This window comes from Stagnihabitans tardus (genome assembly GCF_009925085.1).
Taxonomy (GTDB): Bacteria; Pseudomonadota; Alphaproteobacteria; order Rhodobacterales; family Rhodobacteraceae; genus Stagnihabitans; species Stagnihabitans tardus.
This window is the reverse complement of the sequence record NZ_JAABNR010000010.1, coordinates 1-18,600: the sequence shown is the minus strand read 5'-3', so window position 1 is coordinate 18,600 and position 18,600 is coordinate 1. Positions and strand designations below refer to the sequence as shown.

At 67.4% G+C, this 18,600-nt stretch carries 18 protein-coding genes; 13 read left to right on the top strand and 5 right to left on the bottom strand.

Annotation, left to right across the window (positions count from 1 at the left end):
• The first annotated feature begins 3 nt into the window (after positions 1–3).
• Complete coding sequence (locus GV832_RS11545; protein ID WP_168775022.1) at positions 4–2,445, top strand: DUF4175 domain-containing protein; 2,442 nt, start codon at positions 4–6, stop codon at positions 2,443–2,445.
• 282 nt (positions 2,446–2,727) lie between these two features.
• Here GV832_RS11545 and GV832_RS11540 read toward each other — a convergent pair whose 3' ends face one another.
• Complete coding sequence (locus GV832_RS11540) at positions 2,728–3,621, bottom strand: zinc-ribbon domain-containing protein (protein WP_168775021.1); 894 nt, start codon at positions 3,619–3,621, stop codon at positions 2,728–2,730.
• Between the two features lie 231 nt (positions 3,622–3,852).
• Between GV832_RS11540 and GV832_RS11535 the strand changes: the two genes are divergently transcribed.
• From GV832_RS11535 to GV832_RS11525, 3 genes are read left to right on the top strand one after another with little or no spacing between them, the layout of a single operon-like run.
• The gene (locus GV832_RS11535) at positions 3,853–4,524 is read left to right on the top strand and encodes a cell division ATP-binding protein FtsE (RefSeq protein ID WP_168775020.1); all 672 of its coding nucleotides are present in this window, start codon (positions 3,853–3,855) and stop codon (positions 4,522–4,524) included.
• On the top strand, positions 4,521–5,402 hold the full coding sequence (locus GV832_RS11530; RefSeq protein WP_168775019.1) for a cell division protein FtsX: 882 nt from the start codon (positions 4,521–4,523) through the stop codon (positions 5,400–5,402). Before GV832_RS11535 ends, GV832_RS11530 begins: the two co-directional genes overlap by 4 nt.
• A complete protein-coding gene (locus tag GV832_RS11525) occupies positions 5,402–6,124 on the top strand; it encodes a lysophospholipid acyltransferase family protein (protein ID WP_168775018.1) in 723 nt (240 codons plus the stop codon). The genes GV832_RS11530 and GV832_RS11525 overlap by 1 nt, the downstream gene beginning before the upstream one ends.
• A 249-nt stretch (positions 6,125–6,373) precedes the next feature.
• On the opposite strand, the gene GV832_RS11520 is transcribed toward GV832_RS11525, so the two are convergent.
• Positions 6,374–7,333, bottom strand: coding sequence for an acetyl-CoA carboxylase carboxyltransferase subunit alpha (locus GV832_RS11520; RefSeq protein WP_168775017.1), 960 nt, complete (start codon positions 7,331–7,333; stop codon positions 6,374–6,376).
• A gap of 112 nt (positions 7,334–7,445) precedes the next feature.
• Between GV832_RS11520 and GV832_RS11515 the strand changes: the two genes are divergently transcribed.
• On the top strand, positions 7,446–8,279 hold the full coding sequence (locus GV832_RS11515; RefSeq protein ID WP_168775016.1) for an AraC family transcriptional regulator: 834 nt from the start codon (positions 7,446–7,448) through the stop codon (positions 8,277–8,279).
• A gap of 174 nt (positions 8,280–8,453) precedes the next feature.
• On the opposite strand, the gene GV832_RS11510 is transcribed toward GV832_RS11515, so the two are convergent.
• Positions 8,454–9,413 carry an L-malyl-CoA/beta-methylmalyl-CoA lyase gene (locus tag GV832_RS11510; protein ID WP_168775186.1) on the bottom strand — a complete coding sequence of 320 codons (960 nt, stop codon included), beginning with the start codon at positions 9,411–9,413 and terminating at the stop codon, positions 8,454–8,456.
• Between the two features lie 183 nt (positions 9,414–9,596).
• On the opposite strand from GV832_RS11510, the gene GV832_RS11505 reads away from it, so the two are divergent.
• Positions 9,597–10,457 (top strand): D-amino-acid transaminase, encoded by an 861-nt coding sequence (locus GV832_RS11505; RefSeq protein ID WP_168775015.1) that lies wholly within the window; start codon positions 9,597–9,599, stop codon positions 10,455–10,457.
• 253 nt (positions 10,458–10,710) lie between these two features.
• Here the strand turns inward: GV832_RS11505 and GV832_RS11500 are convergent, their stop codons facing one another.
• Both GV832_RS11500 and GV832_RS11495 read right to left on the bottom strand, forming a co-directional pair.
• Positions 10,711–11,022: a DUF1244 domain-containing protein gene (locus GV832_RS11500; protein ID WP_168775014.1), complete on the bottom strand. Its 312-nt coding sequence runs from the start codon at positions 11,020–11,022 to the stop codon at positions 10,711–10,713.
• On the bottom strand, positions 11,019–11,741 hold the full coding sequence (locus GV832_RS11495) for an N-formylglutamate amidohydrolase (RefSeq protein WP_168775013.1): 723 nt from the start codon (positions 11,739–11,741) through the stop codon (positions 11,019–11,021). Before GV832_RS11495 ends, GV832_RS11500 begins: the two co-directional genes overlap by 4 nt.
• A 229-nt stretch (positions 11,742–11,970) precedes the next feature.
• On the opposite strand from GV832_RS11495, the gene pyk reads away from it, so the two are divergent.
• The 7 genes from pyk to pheT all read left to right on the top strand — a co-directional run bounded on the left by pyk (position 11,971) and on the right by pheT (position 18,371).
• Positions 11,971–13,416, top strand: a complete 1,446-nt coding sequence (gene pyk / locus GV832_RS11490) for a pyruvate kinase (protein WP_168775012.1) — start codon at positions 11,971–11,973, stop codon at positions 13,414–13,416.
• 36 nt (positions 13,417–13,452) lie between these two features.
• Positions 13,453–13,677 (top strand): hypothetical protein, encoded by a 225-nt coding sequence (locus tag GV832_RS11485; RefSeq protein WP_168775011.1) that lies wholly within the window; start codon positions 13,453–13,455, stop codon positions 13,675–13,677.
• 103 nt (positions 13,678–13,780) lie between these two features.
• Positions 13,781–13,981 carry a 50S ribosomal protein L35 gene (rpmI, locus tag GV832_RS11480; protein ID WP_168775010.1) on the top strand — a complete coding sequence of 67 codons (201 nt, stop codon included), beginning with the start codon at positions 13,781–13,783 and terminating at the stop codon, positions 13,979–13,981.
• Positions 13,982–13,993: 12 nt separating this feature from the next.
• Entirely contained in the window at positions 13,994–14,362 is a 369-nt protein-coding gene (gene rplT, locus GV832_RS11475; protein WP_168775009.1) for a 50S ribosomal protein L20, read from the top strand.
• A gap of 65 nt (positions 14,363–14,427) precedes the next feature.
• A complete protein-coding gene (locus GV832_RS11470; protein ID WP_168775008.1) occupies positions 14,428–14,751 on the top strand; it encodes a phosphotyrosine protein phosphatase in 324 nt (107 codons plus the stop codon).
• Positions 14,752–14,821: 70 nt separating this feature from the next.
• A complete protein-coding gene (pheS, locus tag GV832_RS11465; protein WP_168775185.1) occupies positions 14,822–15,895 on the top strand; it encodes a phenylalanine--tRNA ligase subunit alpha in 1,074 nt (357 codons plus the stop codon).
• 67 nt (positions 15,896–15,962) lie between these two features.
• A complete protein-coding gene (pheT, locus tag GV832_RS11460; RefSeq protein ID WP_168775007.1) occupies positions 15,963–18,371 on the top strand; it encodes a phenylalanine--tRNA ligase subunit beta in 2,409 nt (802 codons plus the stop codon).
• The last annotated feature ends 229 nt before the right edge of the window (positions 18,372–18,600 follow it).

Here is an 18,600-nt window from a genome sequence, read left to right as displayed (position 1 = left end):
AAGATGGCCAAACCGGATGAGGCCCTGAAGCGGATCGAGACACCCCTGCGCCTGACCCTCCTGGGGCTTTGGGCGGAGCGGTTGGCGCGTGGCTTCTGGCCGCTCTGGTCGCTGGTGATCCTTTCGGTGGCGCTGGCCTCCTTTGGCCTGCAGGACAGCCTTCCGCTGGAAGCATCCTGGTTCCTCATGGTCTCCCTGGCCGGTTCGGCGCTTTGGGCGCTGATCCATGGGCTGCGGGGCTTCCGCCGTCCGACGAGGGCCGAGGCGCTGATCCGGCTGGATAGCCGCCTGCAGGGCCGCCCCATCGCGGCGCTTCTGGATACCCTGGCGCTTGGCGATACCGACCCGGCCACGCAGGCGCTTTGGGCCGCCCACCGCGCCCGGATGGCCGAGCGCGCCGCCAAGGCCCGCGCGGTCGAGCCCGACCTGCGCCTCGCCTCCCGCGATCCTTATGCCCTGCGCTACATGGCGCTGACGCTTCTGGCCGTGGCGCTGCTCTTTGGGTCGGTCTGGCGCGTGGCCTCGGTGAGCTCCCTGCCCACCCCGGGCAGCGAGGCCCAGGCCGCCGCTGGTCCCGCCTGGGAAGGCTGGGCCGAGCCCCCGGCCTATACCCGCAAGCCCGCGCTTTACCTGCGCGACCAGGCGGAGGAGGCCCTGCTTCTGCCCCAGGGCACCAAGCTCCGCCTGCGGTTTTACGGCGCGCCGGGGGCGCTGATCCTGGCCGAGACCGTCTCGGGCCGCACCGATGTGCCCCCCGCCAGCGCCATGCAACAAGAGTTCACCGTGACAAGCTCGGGCCGCCTCGCCATCCAGGGAACCGGCGGGCGCGAGTGGCTCGTCACCATGATCCCCGACGCCGCCCCCGCGATTGCCACGGCAGGCAGCATCGACCGCGACGGCCAGGGCCGCTTCCGCCAGCCCTTCACCGCCAGCGACGACTACGGCGTCACCAAGGGCGAGGTCTCAGTCGCGCTGGACCTGCCCCAGGTCTCCCGCCGCTACGGCCTTTCCATCGACCCCGAGCCGCAAAAGCCCGAGACCCTGGACCTGCCCCTGCCGCAAAAGCGCGACCGCACCCAGGTCGAGGGCGTGATCGTCGATGACCTGTCCAAATCCGTCCTGTCGAACCTGCCCGTGACGCTTTCGCTGAAGGCCAGCGATGCGGCGGGCCAGACCGCCGCAAGCCAGCCCCTGGCCGTCGTCCTGCCCGGTCGCCGCTTCTTCGAGCCCCTGGCCGCCGCCGTGGCCGAACAGCGCCGCGACCTGTTGTGGAACCGCGCCAATGCGCCCCGCATCGCCGACCTGTTGAAGGCGATCACCTGGGAGCCCGAGGACCAACAGGACCCGATCTTCCGCGACCGCGCCCTGCGCGACCAGCTGCGCGGCCTGATCCCGCGCCTCGGCCAGCCGCTGGACGACAAGGCCCGCGACGACCTGGCCGAAGAGATGTGGAAGCTCGCCATCGCCATCGAAGAGGGCAAGCTCGCCGATGCCCGCGACCGCCTGGACCGCGCCCAGGACCGGCTGGACGAGGCGATTCGCAACGGCGCCTCTCCGGCCGAGATCGACCGCCTGATGAAAGAGATGCGTCAGGCGCTGAACGAGTTCATGAAGCAGGAGGCGCAGAAAAACCCCTCCGGTCCCGACGAGCCGAACAGCGGCGACCAGGGCGGCATGACCATGACGCAGGACCAGCTTCAGCAGATGCTGGACAAGCTTCAGCAGCTGATGAAAGAGGGCAAGACGGCCGAGGCGCAAGCCTTGATGGACCAACTGCGCCAGTTCATGGAGAACATGCAGGTCCAGCAAGGCCAGGGCCAGGGGGAAGGCGAGGGCCAGGGCGGTCCGGGCGGCCAGGCGATGAAGGACCTGGGCCAGACGCTCCGCGACCAGCAAGGGCTCTCGGACGATGCCTTCCGCGACATGCAGCAGGGCGGCGAGGGCGGCCAGGACCTGGCCGACCGCCAGCAAGAGCTGCGCGACCGGATCGAGGGGATGCAACAGGGCGGCGAGCTGCCCGGCGCGGGGACCGAGCTGGGCGACAAGGGGCGGCAGAACCTCGACGACGCGGGCCGCGCCATGGAAGAGGCCGAACGGGCGCTGCGCGAAGGCGACACCTCCGGCGCGCTGGACAGCCAAGCCGAGGCGCTGGACGCGCTGCGCAACGGCATCCGGAACTTTGGCCAAGCCCAGCAGCAGGCCGAAGACAACCGCGCCGCCGATGGCGAGAGCTTTGCCGAGAACGGTCCCAAGGGTCAGAAAGACCCCCTGGGCCGCGAGGCGGGTGAAGGCATGACCATGGGCAGCGACGGTCCGATCCTCCAGGGCGAGGATGTCTACCGACGGGCGCAGGACCTCTTGGACGAGATCCGCAAACGCGCGGGCGAACAGGACCGCAGCGCCGAGGAGCGCGGTTATCTGAAGCGCCTGCTGGACCTGTTCTAGGCCGGGGCCGTCAAGCCGACCTCCGCAGCCAGACCCGGGGTATACCCCGGGCTACCCGACGGAGCGCGCGCGTTCAGCCTCATGCCCTAGACCCCGTGTCGCGCGCCCTGGAACCCACGCTGTCCTTTGCCCCCCTAGCCCCGGGGATACAGCGGGGGGCTCGCAGGCCAGCAACCCCCCCTTACCCCGAGAGCGCGCACCACAACTCGGGCGGTCAGAACGCAGCCCCCGCGAGTCCGGCCAGCTTGTGAAGGCGAAAAGCCTCGGCCGAGGCTCCCCGCCTCAGCCGGCCGAGCCGCCTGCCAGCGACTGCAGCCAACCGATCAACCCGCGCACCTGGGTGTCAAGCGCGCGGCGCAGGCTGTTGACGGCCTGGACATAGGCTTCCATCGGGCCCTTCAGCGCCGGGAGCTTGGCCACGATCAGGGGCGCCATGACGTAAAGCGCCAGAAGGATCACGGCGAAGAGCAGCGCAAAGACGAAGCCGCGGCGGAAGCCCCCTTCGCCCGTCGCGGGCGCGCGCGCGGCGCTCTCGTCCTCGGGGTCGGCCGCGGGGTTCAGCGAGGACTTGATTTCCTCGATCTCGGGCAAGAGCGTGCGCTTGCGCGGCGCCTCCGGCAGAGTTTCGGGCTGGGCTTCAGGCTCGGCGACCACCGGCGAGGTCCGCGCCAAGGGGCGCGTCGGGCGCGGCGCGTCGGTCAGGGTCATCTCGGTCTGGGTCTCGATCCGGGGACGCTCGCCGCGCCGGGCGGCGGCTTCGCGCTCGGCCTCTTCGCGCAGCACGGCCAGGACGCTTTCGTCGATCGACCGCCGCAGGGGCTCGGGCTCGGGCGCGGGCTCGGGTTCTGGAACCGGGTTCAGAGGGACCGCGGCCTCGGCGGCCAGGACATCCTCGGGCTCCCAGGCGGGCAAAGTCTCGGGCTCTGCAACCACCTGGGGCGCAGGCGTTTCGACCGCTTCGGGGTCCTCAGCGGCCAAGGCGGGTTCGGGCGCATCCCTTTCGGCCGAGGGCGCGCCGAACAGCGCCTCTTCCTCTTCGGCCTCGGCCTTCACATGGGGATGTTCCTGGAACCAGGCATGACCGCAGGCCGAACACTGCACATCGCGGCCGCTTGCCGGGATGGCGGCGTCATCGACCTCGTACTCAGCATCGCAATTGGGGCATTGAAGCCGCATCAGAACCCGTCCCGCCGCGCAAAGCGGCCTTTTGCGTCCGGTTGTAGCAAGTTAACCAGCATCGTCCAATGGTTTGTCCCGCAAACGTTAACAATTTCGCCGCAGCCTTGGGATTGGTGCTGGATTCCCTCACATCTTTCGCCCCATACAGCACGGGGCCGATTGAATCCCGCGCCCATCTCGGCAATTCTCCGGCCCGGCCTGATGGCCCCAAACCAGCGGAACCCGCCCGTGATCGCCTTCGACAACGCTGCCTATTCCTATGGAGGCGGAGAGCTGCTCTCCGAGATATCGCTGCGCCTGGCGCCGGGGTCCTTCCACTTTCTGACCGGGCCTTCGGGCTCGGGCAAATCGACCTTCCTGAAGCTCTGTTACGGCGAGCTTCTGCCCACGGCGGGGCGGGTCACGCTTTTCGACCGCGAGGTCCGGGGGCTCAGCCGCGATGGCGTGGCGCTGACGCGGCGGCGGATCGGGGTGGTGCACCAGGATTGCCAGTTCCTGGACCATCTGCCGGTCGCCTCGAACGTGGCCCTGCCGCTTTTGGTCTCGGGCAGGCCGACGCCCGCGCGCGACCTGTCGGACCTTTTGGCCTGGGTCGGCCTGGGGCAATTGGCCACGGCCCTGCCGCCCTCGCTGTCGGGCGGCGAGCGGCAAAGGGCGGCCCTGGCGCGGGCGGTGATCACCGGGCCGGATGTGATCCTGGCCGACGAACCCACCGGGAACCTGGATTGGGAGCTGTCGCTCAGGCTTCTGACGCTGCTGGTCGAGCTGAACCGGATGGGCAAGACCATCGTGGTGGCGACCCATGACCTGAACCTGATCCGCCAGGCCAAGTCCCAGGTCTCGACCCGGGTGCTGCGGATTTCCAAGCGGCGCATCCAACTGGCGGGGGCGGACCTGTGAGCAACGCGGCGCCCGAGAATTTCCATGACCGGATCGTGCCGCCTTCGGGTGCGCCCGCCTGGCTGACGACCTTCACCGCCGGGGCGATGACCTTCCTTGCGGTCTTTGCCCTGGCCCTGTCCCTGGCCTCGGACCGCCTGGCGACCCGCTGGGCCGAGGCGCTGAACCGGACCGCGACGATCCGCATCTCGGCCCCCGACGACCAAATGGCGTTGCAGACCAAGGCGGTCCTGTCGCTCTTGGCCGAGACGCCGGGCATTGCCGCAGCGCGGGCGCTGACGGGGGAGGAGACGCGGGCGCTCCTTGAGCCCTGGTTCGGCCCCGACCTGCCCCTGACCGACCTGCCCCTGCCGCAGCTGGTCGAGCTGACCGAGGCGCCCGAGGGCTATGACGGCGAGGGCCTGCGCCAGAGGCTCGCCGCCGAGGCGCCCGGCGCGGTGCTGGACGACCACCTGCGCTGGCGGAGGCCCCTGGCCCAGGCGGCCAGCACGCTGCGGCTCTTGGGCCTTGGAGCGATCGGGCTGATCGGCCTGGCCATGGCCGCGATGATCACCCTGGCGGCCAGTGCGGCCCTGGCGGCCAATGCCCAGGTCATCAAGGTCCTGCGGCTGGTCGGCGCCACGGACAGCTATATCGCAAGGGCCTTCACGCGCCGCTTTACCATGCGCGCCGCGACCGGGGCCGCCGTGGGTGCCCTGGTCGGCGCTGCCGGGGTCTTTGCCCTGCCCGCCCAGGATGCGGCGGGGGGCTTTCTGACCGGCCTTGGCTTCACGGGCTGGGGCTGGCTTCTGCCCCTGGCCTTCATTCCCCTGGCCGCCCTGGTCGCCTTCGTGGCGACGCAGCTCGCGGCGCTACGCACCCTGAGGGGGCTGACCTGATGCGCTGGCTTTTGTCGCTGTTCTTCATCGTCCAGATGTATGTGGCCCTGGCCGTGGTGGCCCTGGGCTTCGGGATCCCCGCCCTGATCGACCGCCGCGCGGCTTTCCTGGCGATCCATGTCTATTGCCATTACGTGCGCTGGTCGGCGAAGGTCCTGGTGGGCCTGCGGTCGGAAGTGCGCGGAGAGGTGCCCCAGGGCGAGGTGCTGATCGCATCGAAGCATCAGAGCTTCTTCGACATCATCCTCCTGGCCTCGGCCCTGCCCCGCCCGAAGTTCATCATGAAGCGCGAGTTGCTCTATACGCCCTTCATCGGGTTTTACGGGCTGCGGACCGGCTGCATCCCGGTGAACCGGGGCAAGCGGGGGGCGGCGATTGCCAAGATGAAGCAGGATGTGATGGCTAGCCCGGTCAAGGGCCAGTTGATCATCTTCCCGCAGGGGACGCGGGTCGCCCCGGGGGCAGAGCTGCCCTACAAGGTGGGCGCCGGGCTGCTGTATGACCAACTGGAGCAGGTCTGCATCCCCGTGGCCACCAATGTCGGCATCTTTTGGCCGCGCCACGGGATCCTGCGCAAGCCGGGCCTCGCGGTGATCGAGTTCCTGCCCCCCATCGCGCCCGGCCTGCGGGTGAAGGAGTTCATGACCCAGGTCGAAGCCGTGATCGAACCCGCCTCGGAGGCCCTGATGCGCGAGGGCGGCTGGACACCGGCAGAGACCTGACCAAGCGGAGGCCTCCGGCCAAGCCTTTTGCCTCGGCTCCGGCTGCGCCTGCGCCTCAGGTGGGGGGCGCTGCCCCCGTCCCTTGCGGGACTCCCCCGGGATATTTGGGAAAAGATGAAACAGGGCGCGGGTGAAGACCCGAGCCCTTTGTCCTTTGGCGTCGCGCAGGCCATGCGCCTGAGCCGGTTGGGCCGCAGGCCCAGAGGTGAGGCAATTATCTTGCGCCGCAGGCGCTCCTTTTGGAAGCGGTCAGGCGGCGAGGCCCTTGACGCCCATGTCGAGGAACTTTTCACGGCGGTCCTTGATCAGGGCCTCGGGCTTCTTGCCGGAGAGCTCCTTCAGCATGGCCTCGATCGCCTTGCCCACCGCCTCGATGGTTTCCTTGCGGCCGCGCTGCGCGCCCCCCAAGGGTTCCTTGACGATGCGGTCGATCACGCCCAGCTTCTGCAGGTCCTGGGCCGTCAGGCGCAGGGCTTCCGCCGCTTCGCGCATCTTGTCGGAATCCTTCCACAGGATGCTGGCGCAGCCCTCGGGCGAGATCACCGAATAGATCGAGTGTTCCAGCATCGCGATGCGGTTCGCGGTCGCAAGGGCCACGGCCCCGCCCGAACCGCCCTCGCCGATCACCACCGAGATCACCGGAACGCCCAGCATCAGGCTCTTTTCCGTGGCCCGCGCGATGGCCTCGGCCTGGCCGCGCTCCTCCGCCCCTTTGCCCGGATAGGCGCCGGGCGTGTCGACCAGGGTCACCACGGGCAGGCGGAAGCGGTCGGCCATCTCCATCAGGCGGATCGCCTTGCGATAGCCCTCGGGCCGGGCCATGCCGAAATTGCGCTCGATGCGGGTTTTCGTGTCATGGCCCTTTTCCTGGCCCATGACCACGACGGCCTGGTCGTTGAACCGCGCGAGCCCGCCCATGATCGCATGGTCATCGGCGAAGTTGCGGTCGCCTGCCAGGGGCGTGAACTCGGTAAACAGACCCTCGATATAGTCCTTGCAATGCGGGCGGTCCTGGTGGCGCGCCACCTGGCATTTCTGCCAGGGGTTCAGGGCCTTATACAGGTCCTTCAGCATGGTCTCGGCCTTGCGGTCCAGGCCCTCGGCCTCCTTGGCCACATCCATCGACGGATTGGCCCGCGCCAAGGCCCGAAGCTCCTCGGCCTTGCCTTCGATCTCGGCCAGGGGCTTTTCGAATTCAAGGTAGTTCATCGCAGGCTCCAGAGAATGACTGCCCCTATATGGCGCCTGAGCCAGCCAAGTGCAACTCGGCAAGATTTGTCGCATCATGCCGGGTCAGAAAGGGCCTGCGAAAGGAGGCATCATGGCGCAGGATTACGAAAGGCGGCTGACCCGGGTCATCGACCATATTCACGACAACCCCGATGGGGACCTGTCGCTGGATGCCCTGGCGGATGTGGCGGCGCTGTCGCGCTTCCACTTCCACCGGGTTTTCCAGGCGATGACCGGGATGACCGCAGCGGCCCTGGTGCGGCAGATGCGGCTGCACCGCGCCGCCGTGGCCTTGGTCCTGGGCGACCAACCTGTCGACCAGATCGCCCGGGCCTGCGGCTTTCCCAGCCGGGCGGCGCTGGCCCGGGCCTTTGCCGATCACTTCGGCGCCACGCCTCTGGCCTTTCGCAAGTCGGGGGCCCACCGCCCCTTTACCCTCAGCCTTCCCCTGAAAGGACCTCTCATGCATCCCGTGACCCTGCGCACAGACCCCGCCCGTCGCCTTGCGGCCATGCCCCACAAGGGCGCCTATTACCAGATCAGCCGCGCCTTCGAGAAGCTCGGCGCCACGCTCGGCGCGCGCGGGCTTTACGGCCAGGCCGGGCTGATGGTCGGCGTCTATTACGACAGCCCCGGCGCCGTGGCCGAGGCGGACCTGCGCTCCCATGCCGGGGTGGAGCTCCCGCAGGGCGAGATCGCCGCGCCGCTGGAAGAGATCACCCTGCCCGCTGGCCGTCACGCCGTCCTGACCTTTCGCGGGCCCTATGCCGGGCTTCAGGCCGCCTATGACCAGCTCTTCGGCATCTGGCTGCCCGCCTCGGGCGAGACGCCGGCCGACAGCCCGGTCTTCGAGGTCTATCTGAACACGCCGATGGACACCGCGCCCGAAGATCTCTTGACCGAGATCTGCTTGCCCCTCGCGTGAAAAAAGCAGCGCCCCGCGAGCGTGTCGCAGGGCGCGTGCCTCCTCCCCAAGGTGCGACGGAGGGCCTCCTCTCCCTTCGTCGCCGGGTATGCCGTGGGACACAATGTCGCGCCCGAAGCGGAGATTGACCTTGGGTGAAGCCCCTGTCAACACACTTTTGTGACTGCCCGATTTTCAGGCGTCCGCCAGCAGTTCCGCCTGTTTCACGATCACTTCCGCCTGCTTGATCGAGGCGATATCGACCAGGCGCCCCTTGTAGACCGTCGCCCCCTGCCCTGCGGCCTTGGCGGCTTCCATGGCCGAGAGAATCTCCCGCGCTTCGGTCACCGTGGCCGCCGAGGGAGTGAAGACCTCGTTGGCCAGCGCGACCTGCTTGGGATGGATCGCCCATTTGCCGACCATGCCCAGCGTCGCCGCCCGGCGCGCCTGGGCGCGAAAGCCCTCGTCGTCGCTGAAATCGCCGAAGGGGCCGTCGACCGGCAGGATGCCATGGGTCCGGCAGGCGGCGACGATGGCCGCCGTCGCCCAGTGCCAGGGGTCGGGCCAATGGCGCGCCCCCTCGCGGGTCATGTAGTAATTCTCCTGCGTGCCGCCGATGCCGGTGGTCTGCATCCCCATCGAGGCCGCGAAATCGGCAGCCCCCAGGCTCATGGCCTGAAGCCGCGAAGAGCCCTTGGCGATCTCTTCGACATGGGAAATCCCGGCGGCCGATTCGATGATGACCTCGAAGCCCACGCGCTTCTGCCGCCCCTTGGCGCGCTCGATGGCCGTCACCAGGGCATCGACGGCGTAAAGGTCTTCGGCACAGCCCACCTTGGGGATCATCAGAAGGTCGATCCGCTCCGAGCCCTGCTCCAGAAGATCCACCACGTCGCGATACCACCAGGGGGTATCGAGCCCGTTGATCCGCACCGACAGCGTCTTGCGGCCCCAGTCGATGTCATGGCTTGCCCGGATGATATTGGCCCGGGCGGCGTCCTTGTCACTGGGCGCGACGGAGTCTTCCAGATCAAGGTTCACCACATCCGCCGCACTGGCCGCCATCTTTTCGAACAGCGCGGGTCGCGAGCCGGGGCCGAAGAGCTGGCAGCGATTGGGACGGGCGGGCGGGGTGGGTTGCAGCCGGAAGGACAAGATGGCCTCGCAAGGAAGTTTCAAACTGTGTGCCGCCATGGTTATAATCTTGCGCAACGCTGCGCAAGCGAATTCGCAGACGCAGCGAAGGCCGAGGCGTGCCGCCAGAGCTCTTGACGCCCGTTGCCCTTGACGGATTGTGCAATTGGGGCCAAACCGCCCCAAACCTGCAAGGAGGCCCCCATGTCCCGCATCGTCCATGTCAACGGCGAGTTCCTTCCCGAGGCGGAGGCCAAGGTCTCGGTCTTCGATCGCGGCTTCCTGATGGCCGATGGGGTTTACGAGGTCACCTCGGTGCTCGGCGGCAAGCTGATCGACTTCGCGGGCCATTGCCTCCGGCTGGCGCGGAGCCTGCGTGAGCTCGAGATGACCAACCCGCACACGGATGCCGAATGGCTGGAGCTGCATCGCCAGCTGGTGGCGCGGAACGAGATCGTGGACGGCATGGTCTATCTGCAAGTGACGCGCGGCAATCCGGGCGACCGGGATTTCGCCTATCCGGCGGCCGATCTGCCCCCCACGGTGGTGATGTTCACCCAGTCCAAACCGGGCCTGGCCGAGAGCCCTGCCGCGAAAACGGGCTGGAAGGTGATTTCGGTCGATGACATCCGCTGGGGCCGCCGCGACATCAAGACGGTGCAGCTGCTTTACCCCTCGATGGCCAAGATGGCGGCCAAGAAGGCCGGGGTCGATGACGCCTGGCTGGTCGAAGACGGTTTTGTCACCGAAGGCACCTCCAACAACGCCTATATCGTGAAGGGCAACCGGATCATCACAAGGGCGCTGTCCAGTGACATCCTGCACGGCATCACCCGCGCCGCCGTCCTGCGCTTCGCGGTCGAGGCCCAGATGGAGGTGGTCGAACGGAGCTTCACCCTGGCCGAGGCACAAGAGGCCGACGAGGCCTTCATCACCTCGGCCAGCGCCTTCGTGATGCCGGTGGTGCAGATCGACGGCAAGGACCTGGGGACCGGCAAGCCCGGCCCCGTGGCGGCGCGGCTGCGGGAAATCTACCTCGACGAGATGCGCAAGGCGGCGGTCTAAGCGCCTCGGCGCCCCGGGCTTGACCCGGGGCCTCGACTCCGATGGCAAAACCCGGGCCGCATCCCGGGCGTGGCGGCGGAGTCAGCGCCCTGCCCTTTCACACTGGCCAAAATATCCCCGCCGGAGGCTCCGACATCAGCCGAAGAGCCTCAGGCGGGGATATTTTGGCCAAATTGAAAGCAAGGACCGCAAGCGACCGGCTTGCGCCCCGGCGCTCTCGTGTCACAGCGTAGCCCGGGGTACACCCCGGGTCTCAGCCCTTCGGCCCAACGTTCTGCGCGAAAGCCACGTCAAAGGCGGCCTTTTTCGCCGCATCGGCCTCGGTCTGATTCTGCGCCACCCAGTCGGCATAGGGCATGCCGTAGACGACTTCCCGCGCCTCGTCCTTGGTCATCTCGATGCCGCGTTCGGCGGCGGCCTCCTGGTACCAGCGACTCAGGCAGTTGCGGCAAAACCCGCCCAGGTTCATCAGGTCGATGTTCTGCACATCCGGGCGCTTGACCATCAGGTGATGGATCAGCGCGCGGAAGGCTGCGGCTTCAAGCTCGGTCTTCTGGTCGGTCATAGCGCCTCCAATACGGCCTTCAGGTGCGGCGCGAGGCGCGCGGCCCAGGCACTCTGGCCCTCTGCTTCAGATATCAGGTCGTTCCTCACCTCGATCAAGGTGTTGTGGCGGCCATGTTTCAGCCCGTGGCGGTCGATGCTGTCGCCGGGCAGCGCGCCGGCATAGGGCTCGTTGTCGCCGACACACAGGTCGGGCTCCGCCATCAGCCGCGCGATCAGGGGACGCGAGAAGCGCGGGTCCTCGTCGGCGTAAAGCACGCCGACATGCCAGGGCCGAGGCGCGCGCCCGCGCAGGCAGGGGGTGAAGCTGTGCATCGCCACCACGACCCGCCCATCGGCCATCTGCGCCAGGGCATCGTGATAGGGGCGGTAGAGCGTCTCGAGCCGCCGCTCCACCTCGGCCTCGGTCACCCGCGCGTTGCCCGGAATGATCGTGCCGTCATAAAGCCGCATGACCAGGGTCGGATCCTCCTCCCCCCGGTTCGGATCGATCACCAGCCGCGAGAAATCACTGGCGATGACGGGACTGTCCAGAAGCTCCCCCAGGGCCAGCGAGACCCCGAGCGCGCCGACATCCCAGGCGATGTGGCGCGCCATGTCTTGCGGCGCGATGCCAAGGTCTCCGCCGCAGACATCCGGGGGCACGCGGTTGGACGCATGGTCCACCGTGATGAGGAAAGGGCCGGGGCGATCCGCCCCGTGAAGGTGAAAAGCGCTCATGCCCTCCACATAGGCCAATCGCGGGAAAATGGGAATCACAATGCCGCTTTCGGCCCGAAGAGGCCCTTTTGCGTCGGTTGCGCCGCCAAAACCGGCAAAATGCGCCCCGGTCTTCGCAGAATGTTCATTTCGGTGGCATATGGCGTCATGGCAGTTGCCCCCCGTTGCCGGATCGGCCATAAGACGCGCGGCCCACCGCAAACCGAGACACGACGAAAAGGATCAAGGCATGAGACGCCTTCGGAACGTTAAGATCGTGGCCACTCTGGGCCCGGCCTCCAGCGACTACGCCACCATCCGCGCCCTGTTCGAAGCCGGGGCCGATGTGTTCCGCCTGAACATGAGCCACGGCACCCATGATGACATCCGAGCGCGGCATGTCCATATCCGCAAGGTCGAGGCTGACCTTGGCCGCCCGATCTGCATCCTGGCCGACCTCCAGGGCCCGAAACTGCGCGTCGGCACCTTTGCCGATGGCCCGGTCGAGCTGGTCGAGGGTGCGAAGTTCCGCATGGACCTGTCCACCGTTCCCGGCGACGTGACCCGCGTGAACCTGCCCCATCCCGAGATCTTTGCGGCGCTGGAGCCTGGCGCGACCCTGCTGGTCAATGACGGCAAGATCGCCCTGCGCGTCGATGACTGCGGCAAGGACTTTGCCAATTGCACCGTGACCGTGCCCGGTGCGATTTCCAACCGCAAGGGCGTGAACGTGCCCGACGTGGTGCTGCCCGTGGCCGCGCTGTCGGAAAAGGACCGCGTCGACCTGGAATTCGCCTGCGAGCTGGGCGTGGACTGGCTGGCGCTCTCTTTCGTGCAGCGCCCCGAGGACGTGCTCGAGGCCAAGGACCTGGCGCGCGGCCGCGCCCTGGTGCTGGCCAAGATCGAAAAGCCCGCCGCTGTGAAGGCCTATGACGCGATCCTCCAGGTGTCCGATGGCATCATGGTCGCCCGTGGCGACCTCGGCGTGGAACTCCCGGTCTATACCGTGCCGCCGATCCAGAAGCGCCTGATCCGTGGCGCCCGCGCCGCCGCCAAGCCCGTGATCGTCGCCACCCAGATGCTCGAATCGATGATCGAAAGCCCCGTGCCGACCCGCGCCGAGGTCTCCGACGTCGCCACCGCGATCTACGAGGGCGCCGATGCCGTCATGCTCTCGGCCGAATCGGCAGCGGGCAAGTATCCGATCGAGGCCGTGACGACGATGAACAACGTCGCCATCTCGGTCGAAAAGGACCCGACCTACCGCCAGGTGATCGAGGCCAGCCGCAACATCCGCCGCGAATCGATTGCCGATGGCATCGTGGCGGCCGCGCGCGAGATCGCCGAGGCCACCAATATCAAGGCCATCGCCACCTTCTCGCAATCGGGCACCACCGCCAGCCTCGTCTCGCGCGAACGCCCGCGCGTGCCGATCATCGCCCTGACGCCGCTCATGTCCTCGGCCCGCCGCATGGCGCTGACCTGGGGCCTGCACTGCGTCATCTGCGAGCCGCAGATCCGGCTGAAGGGCGCGGTCCTCGCCGCCGTCAAGGCTGCGCGGGAGGAAGGCTTCGCCTCGGTCGAGGACAATATCGTCCTGACCGCCGGCGTGCCCTTCAACGTCAAGGGCACGACCAATGTCCTGCGCGTCGCGCCCTGTGATGAGCGGTTGATTTCCAACGTCGATCCTGAATAATCGGAGGGGCTGAAAGGCCCCTTTTCCGAGGAATTCATGGATACCGATTTGATGCTCGTCGTGGGATCGCTGGCCCTTGTGCTGTCGATCCCCTCCCTGATGTCGGCCTGGATCGAGGGGCAGGTGCCGCGAATCGGCTCCATCCTCGTGCTGATCGGCGGGGTTCTCGTGGTCATGGCGCTGACCAGCCATGGCCGCCCCTATACTTTCGCCGAATTGCCCGATGTTTTCCTGCGAGTCTTTGCCCGCTGGATGCCCTGACCCCTTGCACCCCGCGCCAAGGCCGCCTATACGCGGCCCCCTGAATACCCTGCACGACCGGGCGAATGTGGCATGCCCGCCGTGCTTAAGATCGGAGATCAAAATGCCCAAGATGAAGACCAAATCCGCTGCGAAGAAGCGGTTCTCCTTCACGGCCAATGGCCATGTGAAGGCAGGCAATGCTGGCAAGCGCCACGGCATGATCAAGCGGACGGCCAAGTTCGTCCGTGATGCCGCCGGGACCATGATCCTGTGCGACAGCGACGAGAAGATCGTCAAAAAATACATGCCGTATAACCGCTAAGGAGAGCCAGATATGTCCCGCGTCAAATCCGGCAAGGTCACGCACGCCCGTCACCGCAAGGTCATTGCCAAGGCGGCTGGCTATTACGCCGCCCGCTCGACCAACTTCAAAACCGCTACGCAGGCCGTCGACAAGGCCCAGCAGTATGCGACCCGCGACCGCAAGGCCCGCAAGCGTCAATTCCGCCAGCTGTGGATCGCCCGTATCAACGCCGCCGTGCGGTTGTTCGACCCGGCCTTCACCTACTCGCGCCTGATCGACGGCCTGAACAAGGCCGGCATCGTCGTCGACCGCAAGGTCCTGGCCGACCTGGCCGTGCGTGAGCCCGAGGCTTTCAACGCCATCGCCGCGCAAGCCAAGGCCGCCATGGCCGCTGCGTAAGCTGTCTTGACTTCAAAAACCCCCGTGGCCCTCAAGGCTGCGGGGGTTTTTCTTTTGGAGCCCCCATGAACGCCCTGTTCCTCTGCGGCAAGGCCCGCGCCCGCAGTCCGACCTGTGCCGACCTGGCGACCAGCTGGGGGATTGCCTCTGATTTCGCCGGGCTCAGCGCCGATGCCGACGAGAAGGTCGGGGTCGAGCATCTGGACTGGGCCGATATCGTCTTCGTGATGGAGGCGCGGCAGCGCAAAAGGCTGCAAGCGCTCTTTCCCGCCGCGCTGCGGGGCAAGCGGCTCGTCGTCCTGAACATCCCCGACCGCTTTGCCCGCAACGATCCCGCGCTGGTGGCGCTTGTGACCCCGAAACTCCGCGTCGCGCTGCGGCAGGACTGACGCGCCACTTGCATCCGGGGCCTTCGGGCGTTAGCACCAACCCCGATTGAAGGAGGCCCCGATGGACGGTCTGGACGCGCTGAAAGCCAAATATCTTGCTGCCCTGGGCAGCGCCACGGGCGAAGCCGCGCTCGAAGAGGTGCGCCTGGCCGCCCTGGGCAAGAAGGGCGAGATTTCCGCCCTGATGTCCACCCTTGGCAAGATGGAGCCCGAGGCCCGCAAGGCCGCCGGCGCCATGCTGAACGTGGTCAAGGACGAGATCGACGCGGCGCTCCGTGCCAAGAAGGCAGCCCTCGCCGATGCGGCGTTGGATGAGCGTCTGCGCTCCGAATGGCTCGACGTCACCCTGCCCGGTCGCCCGCGCCCGCGTGGGACGATCCACCCGGTCTCCCAGGTGATGGAAGAGCTGACCGCGATCTTCGCCGATATGGGCTTCTCGGTCGCCGAAGGTCCGCAGGTCGAGTCGGATTGGTACAACTTCGACGCCCTGAACATCCCGCCCGAGCATCCCGCCCGGCAAGAGCACGACACCTTCTTCATGGCCCGCGCCTCGGATGATCCGCGCCCGCCCCATGTCCTGCGCACCCACACCTCCCCCGTGCAAATCCGCGCCATGATGGCCCAAGGCGCGCCGATCCGCGTGATCGCCCCGGGCCGCGTCTACCGGATGGACATGGACCAGACCCATGCGCCGATGTTCCACCAGGTCGAGGGCCTGGCCATCGACCGCGACATCTCGATGGCCAACCTGAAATGGACGCTGGAGGAATTCTGCCGCGCCTTCTTCGAGGTGCCTTCGGTCGAACTCCGCTTCCGTGCGTCCCACTTCCCCTTCACCGAGCCTTCGGCCGAGGTCGATATCCGCTGCAGCTGGAAAGACGGCCAGCTGAAGATCGGCGAGGGCGACTCCTGGCTGGAAATCCTCGGCTCCGGCATGGTCCATCCCAAGGTCCTGGCCTCGGCAGGCGTTGACCCGACCCAGTGGCAGGGCTTCGCCTTCGGCATGGGCATCGACCGCATCGCCATGCTGAAATACGGCATCCCCGACCTGCGGGCGTTTTTCGACAGCGACCTCCGCTGGCTTCGGCACTATGGGTTCTCCAGCCTCGACATGCCGAATTTGCCGGGCGGCCTTTCGCGCTGACACCTCGCACCTCGGGGTATACCCCGGGCTACGCCAACGAATTCGCGCCCGCACAAGGGGACTAGACATGAAATTCACCCTCTCCTGGCTGAAAGATCACCTGGATACCTCGGCCACCCTGGAGGAAATCTCCGAGGCCCTGACCGATTTGGGCCTCGAGGTCGAAGAGATCGCCAACCCGCTGGCGAAAATCTCCGCCTTCACCCTGGCCAAGATCCTCGAGGCCGAAAAGCACCCCGATGCCGACAAGCTGCGGGTCTGCAAGGTGGAAACCCTTGAGGGCGTCAAGCAGATCGTCTGCGGCGCGCCCAATGCGCGGGCGGGGATCACGGTGGTTCTGGCCCGCCCCGGCGATTATGTGCCGGGGATCGACGTGACCTTGGGCGTCGGCAAGATCAGGGGCGTCGAGAGCCAGGGCATGATGTGCTCTGAACGCGAGCTGATGCTCTCGGATGAGCACAACGGCATCATCGAGCTGGATAGCGGCACCGTGGGCGAACGGTTTGTCGACTGGCTGGCCGACAACCGCCCGGCGCTCGCCGATCCGATGATCGAGATCAAGATCACGCCCAACCGCCCCGATGCCTTGGGCGTGCGTGGCGTGGCGCGTGACCTTGCCGCCCGCGGCCTTGGGGTGCTGAAGCCCTTGGAGGTCGCTGCGGTTCCCGGCGGCTTCCCCTCGCCCATCGGGGTGAAGATCGACGCCGACCTGAAGGCCAAGGGCTGCCCGCATTTCGCGGGCCGGGTCATCCGCGGCGTCAAGAACGGCGCCTCGCCCGATTGGCTGCAAGCGCGGCTCAAGGCCATTGGCCTGCGGCCGATCAACGCGCTCGTCGATGTGACCAACTATTTCACCTATGACCTGAACCGCCCGCTGCATGTCTTCGATGCGGCCAAGGTGAAGGGCGACCTGCGCATCCATGCCGCGACGGGCGGCGAGACCCTGCTGGCGCTGGACGGCAAGACCTATACGCTTGCGGCTGGCATGATGGCGATCTCCGATGACACCCAGGTCGAAAGCCTCGCGGGCATCATGGGCGGCGAGGCCTCGGGCTGCACCGAAGAGACCGTCGATGTCTTCCTGGAAAGCGCCTGGTGGGAGCCCATCATGGTCGCCGCCACCGGCCGCGCCTTGAAGATCAACTCCGACGCCCGCTACCGCTTCGAACGCGGCGTGGACCCCAACTTCTCGCTTCCGGGGCTGGAGCTGGCCACGCAGATGATCCTCGACCTCTGCGGCGGGGAAGCCTCTGACGTGGTGCAGGACGGCGCCCCCAAGGATGTCTCCCGCGCCTATCGCCTGGACCCGGCCCGGCTGATCAGCCTCGTGGGCATGGAGATCCCCGAGGCCACCCAGCGCCAGACCCTGGAGGCCCTGGGCTTCACGCTCAACGGCGATATGGCGACCCCGCCGACCTGGCGCCCCGATGTGCTGGGCGAGGCCGACCTGGTCGAAGAGGTCGCCCGGATCGCAAGCCTGACCAAGCTGCAGGGCAAGCCCCTGACCCGCGCCGTGGCCGGTGTGCCGCGTCCGATCCTGACCACGCTCCAGGTCAAGGAGCGCGCCGCACGCCGGACCCTGGCGGCCCTGGGTTACAACGAATGCGTGACCTATAGCTTCATCGACGGCCAGGACGCCGCTCTCTTCGGAGGCGGCACCGACGCCGTGCGGATCGAGAACCCGATCTCGTCGGAAATGACCCACCTGCGCCCCGACCTCTTGCCGGGTCTGCTGCGGGCTGCGGCGAGGAACCAGGCGCGGGGCTTCATGGACCTCGGCCTTTTCGAGGTCGGCCCGGTCTTCTCGGGCGGTGAGCCCGGGGAGCAGGCGCTGATGGCCACCGCTTTGCTGGTTGGTGCAAGCGCTGCGCGTGACCCCTTCGCCTCGCGCCGCCCGGTGGATGTCTATGACGTCAAGGCCGATGCCGAGGCGGTCCTGGCCGCCCTGGGCGCCCCCGCCCGCATGCAAGTCTCACGCAAGGTCGCCGCCTGGTTCCACCCCGGCCGCTCTGGCGTGATCGGCCTTGGGCCGAACATGCTGGCCACCTTCGGCGAGATCCATCCCAAGGTGCTGGCGCAGATGGGCGTCAAGGGCCCGGCCATGGCGCTGACCATCGCGGTCGCCAATGTCCCCGACCCCAAGGTCAAGACGCCCACGCGCCCCGCGCTTGGCCTCTCGGACCTGCAAGCGGTGGAACGCGACTTCGCCTTCGTGGTGGACGCACGCGTCGAGGCCCTGACGGCGGTCAACGCGGCGCTCGGCGCCGACAAGGTCCTGATCGAGAAGGTCGCGGTCTTTGACCAGTTCACCGGCGAAAAGGCCGAGGCGCAGATGGGCGCGGGCAAGAAGTCGATCGCGCTCTCGGTGCGGCTGCAGCCCCGCGACAAGACCCTGACCGATGCCGATATCGAAGCCGTCTCGGCCAAGATCATCGAGAAGGTGACCAAGGCCACCGGCGGGACCCTGCGGAAGTAAGGCGGCGTCCCGACCGCGCGTCTGGCCCAAACCCTTGGCCTGACGCCGCCGTCACTCGGTCGTCTGGCACGACGGCGGGGAGGCGCTGCCTCCCCGAGCCCCACCGTATGCGGCGGTTGCGTCCCATCTATTTTGGGGTTGTGGCGGTTTGATGTGCGGGATCGACCGACGGGTGAGCACGTCCGGGAGTCCCGGATGAGCTTATGAAGAGGGGTAGGCGCTGCTGGCT

Bases quoted from the DNA above. Each gene is read 5' to 3' on its own strand.
- GV832_RS11545 (WP_168775022.1), top strand. From the start codon at position 4: ATGGCCAAACCGGATGAGGCCCTGAAGCGGATCGAGACACCCCTGCGC.
- GV832_RS11540 (WP_168775021.1), bottom strand. From the start codon at position 3,621: ATGCGGCTTCAATGCCCCAATTGCGATGCTGAGTACGAGGTCGATGAC.
- GV832_RS11525 (WP_168775018.1), top strand. From the start codon at position 5,402: ATGCGCTGGCTTTTGTCGCTGTTCTTCATCGTCCAGATGTATGTGGCC.
- GV832_RS11520 (WP_168775017.1), bottom strand. From the start codon at position 7,333: ATGAACTACCTTGAATTCGAAAAGCCCCTGGCCGAGATCGAAGGCAAG.
- GV832_RS11515 (WP_168775016.1), top strand. From the start codon at position 7,446: ATGGCGCAGGATTACGAAAGGCGGCTGACCCGGGTCATCGACCATATT.
- GV832_RS11505 (WP_168775015.1), top strand. From the start codon at position 9,597: ATGTCCCGCATCGTCCATGTCAACGGCGAGTTCCTTCCCGAGGCGGAG.
- GV832_RS11500 (WP_168775014.1), bottom strand. From the start codon at position 11,022: ATGACCGACCAGAAGACCGAGCTTGAAGCCGCAGCCTTCCGCGCGCTG.
- GV832_RS11495 (WP_168775013.1), bottom strand. From the start codon at position 11,741: ATGAGCGCTTTTCACCTTCACGGGGCGGATCGCCCCGGCCCTTTCCTC.
- pyk (WP_168775012.1), top strand. From the start codon at position 11,971: ATGAGACGCCTTCGGAACGTTAAGATCGTGGCCACTCTGGGCCCGGCC.
- GV832_RS11485 (WP_168775011.1), top strand. From the start codon at position 13,453: ATGGATACCGATTTGATGCTCGTCGTGGGATCGCTGGCCCTTGTGCTG.
- rpmI (WP_168775010.1), top strand. From the start codon at position 13,781: ATGCCCAAGATGAAGACCAAATCCGCTGCGAAGAAGCGGTTCTCCTTC.
- rplT (WP_168775009.1), top strand. From the start codon at position 13,994: ATGTCCCGCGTCAAATCCGGCAAGGTCACGCACGCCCGTCACCGCAAG.
- GV832_RS11470 (WP_168775008.1), top strand. From the start codon at position 14,428: ATGAACGCCCTGTTCCTCTGCGGCAAGGCCCGCGCCCGCAGTCCGACC.
- pheT (WP_168775007.1), top strand. From the start codon at position 15,963: ATGAAATTCACCCTCTCCTGGCTGAAAGATCACCTGGATACCTCGGCC.